Genomic DNA, 6,920 nt, shown 5'->3' with positions numbered 1-6,920 from the left:
GGCGCGACCGGCGGCGAACTGATCGGCGGCTGAACGACGGGCGCCTGCGCGACCGGCGGCGCAGGCTCGTCCGGCTTCGGCGGCACCGCATCGGCGGCAACCGGCGGCGGAGCCGGATCCCGCGCTGGTGTCGGCACTGCGGGCGCCGGGACCGGCACCGCATCGGCGCTCACCGGCGGCGCCGGCAGCGGCTGAGGCTCGGCGATCGCGACCGGCGACGGGACCGGCGACGGGACCGGCGCCGCACTGAGCCGCACATAGAGATAGGCGCCGCCCGCCACCAGAGTGAGCGCCGCAACCCCCAGCATGATCAGAGGCAATGTCGAGCCGCCCTGCCGACCTTGAGGATATTGCCGTGGCTGGCGATCCTGCATGCTCCCACCCTTCGAACGCCGGCTCGAAGATACCGCATTTCCGCCGGCCGGGCCTCGCCGGACCGGCCTTCGGAATCGCCACTATGCAAGGCCCGAACAATCGGTTCTGATTCGGCATGCCTGCCGGCAGCGGGATACCGCCCGATGGACGAAGCGCCGTTCCGACCGCACGACAATCGCCTGATCGACCTCTACCGCCTCTGGCAGGCTAAGCGGCCTGAGGGTCGCTTGCCGGCGCAGGGCGATTTCAGCCTGGACGACCTGCGCCCGCTGATGGGCCGCATTGCCATACTGGACGTGATCGATGGCGGCGCGGATTTCCGCTTTCGTCTGTACGGCTCCAGCATCGCCAGCGCCTATCGGGGCGAGATGACAGGGAAATCGATCAGCGCCTATCGCCCACATTTCTACGCCAAGATCGCGCCCGGCTATCGCGAGGTCGTCGCCACCCGGCAGTCGCGCTACGACGAGATCCAGGTCGATGACGAGATGATGCTGTACCGCTGGGAGCGGCTGGTGCTGCCATTGTCCAATGACGGGAACGAGGTCGACATGCTGCTGGTCGCCTCGATCACGCTGCAGTATCAGGAGAAGGGCGGCAAGTAGACGCCCGCCGCAGAGAGGAAAGCGTCCGATGAAGCAACTCGCCGTCAACGGCTACGACATGGCCTATCTCGATCTTGGCCAGGGCAGGCCGCTTGTCTGCATTCACGGCACGGTCGGCGATTTCCGTTCCTGGGCGCCGGTGCTGGGGCCGCTCAGCGCGCGGCACCGGGTGATCGCACCCAGCCTGCGCCATTTCTTCCCCGAACACTGGGACGGGCGCGGCGGCGACTTCACCATGGACCAGCACATCGCCGACATGATCGGCTTCATCGAAGGCCTGAAGCTCGGCCCGGTCGATCTGGTGGGACATTCGCGCGGCGGCCATATCGCCTTCCGCATCGCGCAGCAGCGGCCCGAATTGCTGCGCCGGCTTGTCCTGGCGGAGCCCGGCGGCGACCTCGATGCCTCGCTGCAGCCCGCCGGCGCGCCGCCGCCGGATCAGAGCCGGCGCGAGCGCACGATCGCCGCCGCCGACCGGATCCGGTCCGGCGACATCGAAGCCGGCCTCGAGAGCTTCATGGAGGGCATCGACGGGCCGGGCGCCTGGGAGCGCCGGGGCCCGGTGGGCCGCCAGCGCGTGCGCGACAACGCCCTCACCCTGCTCGGCCAGATGAACGAGCAGCGCCGGCCGTTTAGCCGCGCCGATGCCGAGGCGATCCGGACACCGACCTTGTTCATTCTGGGTGCGAAGACCGCGGGCGCGCTGCCGATCGTGCTGCGGGCGCTCGCCGCCCATGTCCGGGGCTCACGCACCGTGCTGCTGGACACCACCCACGGGATGATGGACCAGGACCCGCCCGGCTTCGCCAAGGCGGTGCTGGATTTCATCGATGGCGATTGAAGGCGTCGATCAGCGTCGCAGCTGACGGGGCCAAGCCCTTCCAGGGCAAAAGAAATGCCGGACGCTGCTTGGGGGGAAGCAACGCCCGGCAGGGTGGCGGGATGCCCGGGGGGATGGGCGCCCGCTGCCATGCCAACGCGCCCGATGGCGCTTGGTTCCAGGCGGCGGCCCGCCGCAAGAAATTTTTTCGTCAGTCCGCGTAGGCGACGCTGCGCTGGGTCGCCACGAACTTCTCGCGCAGATGCTCACCCGACGTGGTCGGCGCGTAGCGCGGCGGATTGCCGGCATCGGTGCAGCTCGGCAGGCAGGCGACGCGCGCGTCGTAATTCGGGTTGTGGAAGAACACGATGGACTGACGCCGGCTCTCCGCCGCGCGGTCCGGCGGCGGATTGACCACCCGGTGCAGGGTCGATACCCAGCGGTCGTTGGTCCAGCGCGCCATCATGTCGCCGATATTGACCACGAAGCAGCCCGGCACATGCGGCACGTCGAACCAGGCGCCGCTCTTGTCCTGAACCTGCAGGCCGCCCGGCCGGTCTTCGGTCTTGAGGATGGTCAGGCTGCCGTAATCGCTATGCGCCCCGGCGCGGAGCTGGCCCGGCTCCGGCGGCACCAGCGGCGCCGGATAGTTGCGGATGCGAAGCCGGCTGATATTGCGGTCGATGCTGGCGCGGAAGAAATCCTCCGGCAGGTCGAGCGCCAGCGCGAACAAGGCCATCAGGTCGGTCGCCAGCGCGTCCATGGCGCGGTAATAGGCCTCGTAGAGCGGGCGTAGGCCGCGGGGGCGGTCCGGCCACATATTGGGCGCGAAATGCCGGCCGGCCGCGGCCGCGGTGTAGTACGGCGCGTCGGTCACGTCGATCGGGCCGACCATCAGGCTCTCGTTCAGGTCGCCGGGCGCGTCGCCGCCGCGGCTGCTGACCAGCACCTCGGCCTTGAACGGCATGTAGCCGCGCGTGACATCCGGCGCCGGGCGAACGATGCGCATCTTCTCCGCCAGCGGCAGGTCGAAGAATTCCCGGCTGACCGCCTCCACCGCGTCGATCAGCTGCGGCTCGACGCCGTGCCCCGCAATGACCATGAAGCCGATTTCACGGCAGGTCCGGTCCACTTCTCCGGCCAGGGTCCGTCGGGCAGCGGCTCCCTGGCGGAACGGCGAGATATCGAGCACAGGAACCGGGGTTGAGGTCATCGCGCGCAGCCTCCGGCCAGGTTACGGCCCGAAGGCGATGCAAGCGGCGCGCCATGGCACGCTGCTTGCTGGTCATCCGGGCGCCGCCGGGGAGGTGCTGGATGACCGAGACCGACTTCATGCGCTACGCGATCGAGCTCAGCCGCCGGAAGATGCAGGAGATCGGCGCCGCGCCCTTCGCCGCCGTTATCGTCAGGGACGGCGAGATCGTCGGCGAAGGCGTCAACACGGTGCTGGCCGACCACGATCCGACGCTGCACGGCGAGGTGGCGGCCATCCGCGATGCCTGCAAGCGGCTCGGCACCTTCGATCTTTCCGGTTGCGACATCTACACCAGCTGCGAGCCCTGCGAGATGTGCGTGGCGGCGATCTGGTGGGCCAGGCTCGACCGCGTGTTCTACGCCAACGCCCTTGCCGACACGAACCACCTGATGCCGATCGACGGCTTGACTCAGGATATCCGCCGCCCGATCGGCGAGCGCTCGGCCCCGGCCCGCCAGCTGCTCGCCAAGGAAGCCTTCGACGTCATCAAGCAATGGGTCGATAGCGGCGAGGCCGCCAAGCTGATGACCCGCCCGGAACGCCGCCTCTAGGAGACAGTCATGCCCACACTCATCCGCCAGGCCAGCATCATCGCCATGGACAAGACGCATGGCAGCATGCCCTTCACCGGCGACATCCTGATCGAGGGCGACCGGATCGCGGCGATCGGCCCCGATCTCGGGCCCCAGCCCGGCGCCACCGTGATCGACGGGCGCGACCGCCTGGTCATGCCGGGCCTGGTCAACGGGCACCTGCATTCCGGCGAGGCACTGTTCAAGGGCCGTTACGACAACATGCCGCTCGAACTGTGGATGCTCTACTGCTACCCGATCCTGGGCGACACGCCGCCGGGCGACCGGCTGATCTATCTGCGGTCCATGATCTGCGCCATGGAATCGCTGAAGAACGGCGTCACCACGGTGGTGGACGACGTCTATGAGCTCGGCGGCCAGTCGATGGAGCAGCTCGCCGCCGTGTTCCAGGCCTATGACGATGCCGGCATCCGGGCCAACATCTCCGGCCACATCATGGACCGGCCCTTCCTGGACACCATTCCCTTCGCGCACGAGATGGTGCCGGCCGAGCTGAAGGCCAAGGCAGGCGCCCTGCCGACCCCGAAGCTCGACGACTATCTCGCCTTCTGCAAGGCGGCGACGGCGCGCTTCCACGACCGGGCCGGGCGGCTCCGCTTCATGATCGCGCCCTCGGCCCCGCAGCGCTGCACCGAGCCGCTGATGCAGGCGGCGGACGAATTCGCCCGCTCCATCGGCTCGCCCTTCCATACCCATATCCTGGAGACCAAGACCCAGGCGGTCACGGGTCCCGAATTCCACGGCAAGACCCTGATCCGCTACATGCACGACCTGGGATTGCTGCATGCCGGCACGACCATCGCGCATTCGATCTGGGTGACCGACGACGACATCGCGCTGATGGGCGATGCCGGCTGCTCCATCGTGCACAACGTGATCTCCAACCAGAAGCTCGGCGCTGGCATCGCGCCGCTGCGCAAGCTGCTCGACGGCGGCGTCAACGTCGCGCTGGGATCGGACGGCATCTGCAGCAACGACACGCCGCGCATGTTCGACGTGATGCACGCCGCCGGCCTGCTGCATTCGATCTCGACGCCCGACTACGACACCTGGATCAGCGCCCACGAGGTGCTGGAATGCGCCACCATCAAGGGGGCCAGAAGCGCGCTGCTCGACGGCCAGACCGGATCCTTGGAGGCCGGCAAGAAGGCCGATCTCGTCATCCTCGACCTCAACACGGCGCAGTTCACCCCGCGCAACGACCTGCGCAACCACCTCGTCTATTGCGAGAACGGCAGCTCGATCGAGACCGTGATGGTCAATGGCGAGGTCGTGGTCAAAGACGGCAAGCTGACCCGGGTGAACGAGGCCGATCTGCTGGCCGAGCTGCGCGAGGAATGGGCCGCCTACCGCCCCGTGCACACGGCGATCGAACAGCAGAACAAGGCGTTCCATCCCGCCTTCGCCGCCATCCACCAGCGCTGCACCAGCATGGATGTCGGCATCAACCGCTATGGCAGCGACATGCCGGCCTGGAAGGGCCACAACCGGCCGAGGGACTAATCGGCTTCCTTGCGGCGCGACAGCAGGAGCGGCAGCAGCAGGAGCTCGACGCCGATCAGCGACAAGAGCGAGATGGCGAAGACGATGCTGCCGACCGCATTCAGCGAGGGATCGATCGACCCGACCATGTAGGCATAGACCGCCACCGGCAAGGTCGGATCGAAGCCGGAGACGAACCAGGCGATGATGAACTCGTCGAAGGAGAAGGTGAAGGCGAGCAGCCAGCCGCCGGCAATGCCCGGAAACGCGAAGGGCAGCACCACCTTGTAAAGCGTCTGGAACTCGGTCGCGCCGAGATCCCAGGCCGCCTCCTCCAGCGCCGGCGGCATCTGGCCGAGGCGAAGCTGGATCACCGCCATGGCCGGCGCCGCGATGATGACCATGTGGGTGAGCAGCACGCTCAAGAGTTGCCCCTGCAGGCCGATGCGCGCCAGCAGGCCGAGGAAGCCGACGCCGAGAATCAACGGCGGAATCAGGATCGGCAGCACCAGCAGGACCGTGAAGGCGCCGCGGAAGCGGAACCGGTAGCGGTTCACCGCATAGGCGGCGAAGAAGCCGATGACGCAGGCGCCGGTCGCAGCCAGCGGCGAGACGATCAGGCTGTTCTGCAGCGCCTCGATCAGACTGCCGTCTTCGAACAGCTTGCCGTACCAGCCGAAGGTCCAGCCCTGGCCCGGGATCGAGGCGAACTGCCCCTTCTGGAACGAGAACACGATCATGGTGGCGATCGGCAGCACCAGGAACAGGTAGCCGATCACAAGGTAGAAGCGGCCCGCGATGCGCCACCAGCGCCCATCGGCGGCCAAACGGGCGGCGGCGGAGCCTTGCATGTCAACCGGCCTCGATCTTCCCGCGCTCGGCGAGGGCGGCGCCCGCGGCGAGGATCGCCACCATCAGCAGGACCAGGATCATCGCCAGCGCCGAGGTGCGCGGCAGGTTGGTCGAGCTCGCATATTCCGTCATGATCATGTTGGAGAACAGCGGCACCGAGCCGAGGATCGAGGTCCCGGCGCCGCCGCCGAGCAGCGCGCCGGAGAGCACGTCGCCGAAGCTGACGATCGCGGCGAAGCTTGCCGCCACCACGATGCCGGTCCGGCTCATCGGCAGGATGACGCGACGGAAGGCTTGGCCCTGCGTGCAGCCGAGATCGCGCGCGGCCTGGATCAGGCTGCGGTCGATATTGGCCACGGTGACGTAGAGCACCACGATCAGGATCGGCGCGAGGTAGTGGATCAGGCCGATCCGCGTCGCCGTCTGGGTGTAGATCAGCTCGACCTGCAAGCCGTCCAGCCCGATCCAGATCAGCGCCGAATTGATGATGCCCTTCTTGGCCAGCAGGATCTGCCAGGAAAACAGGCGCAGCACATAGCTGCTCCAGAACGGCGCCACCGCCAGCACCAGGAACAGCCGCTGGCGATTGGCCGGCGCCACATAGACGATCGCCAGCACCAGCGGATAGCAGACCAGTACGGCGAAGAAGGCCGTGGTCAGCGCGACCCAGAGCGACTGGGCGATCGCCAGCGCATAGGTCGACTGCGCGAACATGTTGGCGGCGATGTCGAGATAGTTCTCGAGCGAAAGCGCCGGCACGACCTGGTAGTCCTCGACCCGCCAGAAGCCGAGCAGGATGAGGAAGCCGAGCGGCGCGACGAAAAACGCCGCCGAGTAGAGCAGCGGCAGGCCGATGCTCGCCAGCTTGAGCGGATTGAGCCGATCCCGCACCTCGGCCGTGTCGGCATCCGCTCGCCCAAGCGCGGCGACCACCATCG

Annotated in this window: 7 protein-coding genes and 1 pseudogene; 4 read left to right on the top strand and 4 right to left on the bottom strand. The window is 67.7% G+C overall.

The window, feature by feature from the left end; genetic code table 11:
- Positions 1-374, bottom strand: a pseudogene (locus DT074_RS01265) (hypothetical protein); the annotation flags it as partial.
- 144 nt (positions 375-518) lie between these two features.
- Between DT074_RS01265 and DT074_RS01260 the strand changes: the two are divergent.
- Both DT074_RS01260 and DT074_RS01255 read left to right on the top strand, forming a co-directional pair.
- The gene (locus DT074_RS01260) at positions 519-980 is read left to right on the top strand and encodes a PAS domain-containing protein (protein WP_119417964.1); all 462 of its coding nucleotides are present in this window, start codon (positions 519-521) and stop codon (positions 978-980) included.
- A gap of 28 nt (positions 981-1,008) precedes the next feature.
- Entirely contained in the window at positions 1,009-1,821 is an 813-nt protein-coding gene (locus DT074_RS01255) for an alpha/beta fold hydrolase (RefSeq protein WP_119417963.1), read from the top strand.
- A 190-nt stretch (positions 1,822-2,011) separates the two neighbouring features.
- Here the strand turns inward: DT074_RS01255 and DT074_RS01250 are convergent, their stop codons facing one another.
- Positions 2,012-3,013: an isopenicillin N synthase family dioxygenase gene (locus tag DT074_RS01250; protein WP_119417962.1), complete on the bottom strand. Its 1,002-nt coding sequence runs from the start codon at positions 3,011-3,013 to the stop codon at positions 2,012-2,014.
- A gap of 101 nt (positions 3,014-3,114) precedes the next feature.
- Here DT074_RS01250 and DT074_RS01245 point away from each other — a divergent pair, with 101 nt between their 5' ends.
- Together DT074_RS01245 and DT074_RS01240 are read left to right on the top strand one after the other, a co-directional pair.
- The gene (locus DT074_RS01245; protein ID WP_119417961.1) at positions 3,115-3,606 is read left to right on the top strand and encodes a nucleoside deaminase; all 492 of its coding nucleotides are present in this window, start codon (positions 3,115-3,117) and stop codon (positions 3,604-3,606) included.
- Positions 3,607-3,615: 9 nt separating this feature from the next.
- Positions 3,616-5,151, top strand: a complete 1,536-nt coding sequence (locus DT074_RS01240; RefSeq protein ID WP_119417960.1) for an amidohydrolase family protein — start codon at positions 3,616-3,618, stop codon at positions 5,149-5,151.
- Here DT074_RS01240 and DT074_RS01235 read toward each other — a convergent pair.
- Positions 5,148-5,981 carry an ABC transporter permease gene (locus DT074_RS01235; RefSeq protein ID WP_119417959.1) on the bottom strand — a complete coding sequence of 278 codons (834 nt, stop codon included), beginning with the start codon at positions 5,979-5,981 and terminating at the stop codon, positions 5,148-5,150. The genes DT074_RS01240 and DT074_RS01235 overlap by 4 nt on opposite strands.
- Before the next feature lies 1 nt (position 5,982).
- Positions 5,983-6,918 carry an ABC transporter permease gene (locus DT074_RS01230; RefSeq protein WP_119417958.1) on the bottom strand — a complete coding sequence of 312 codons (936 nt, stop codon included), beginning with the start codon at positions 6,916-6,918 and terminating at the stop codon, positions 5,983-5,985.
- Between the last annotated feature and the right edge of the window lie 2 nt (positions 6,919-6,920).

The organism is Desertibaculum subflavum, from assembly GCA_003576705.1.
Taxonomy (GTDB): domain Bacteria; phylum Pseudomonadota; class Alphaproteobacteria; order Ferrovibrionales; family Ferrovibrionaceae; genus Desertibaculum; species Desertibaculum subflavum.
This window is presented reverse-complemented; position numbering and strand designations above follow the sequence as displayed.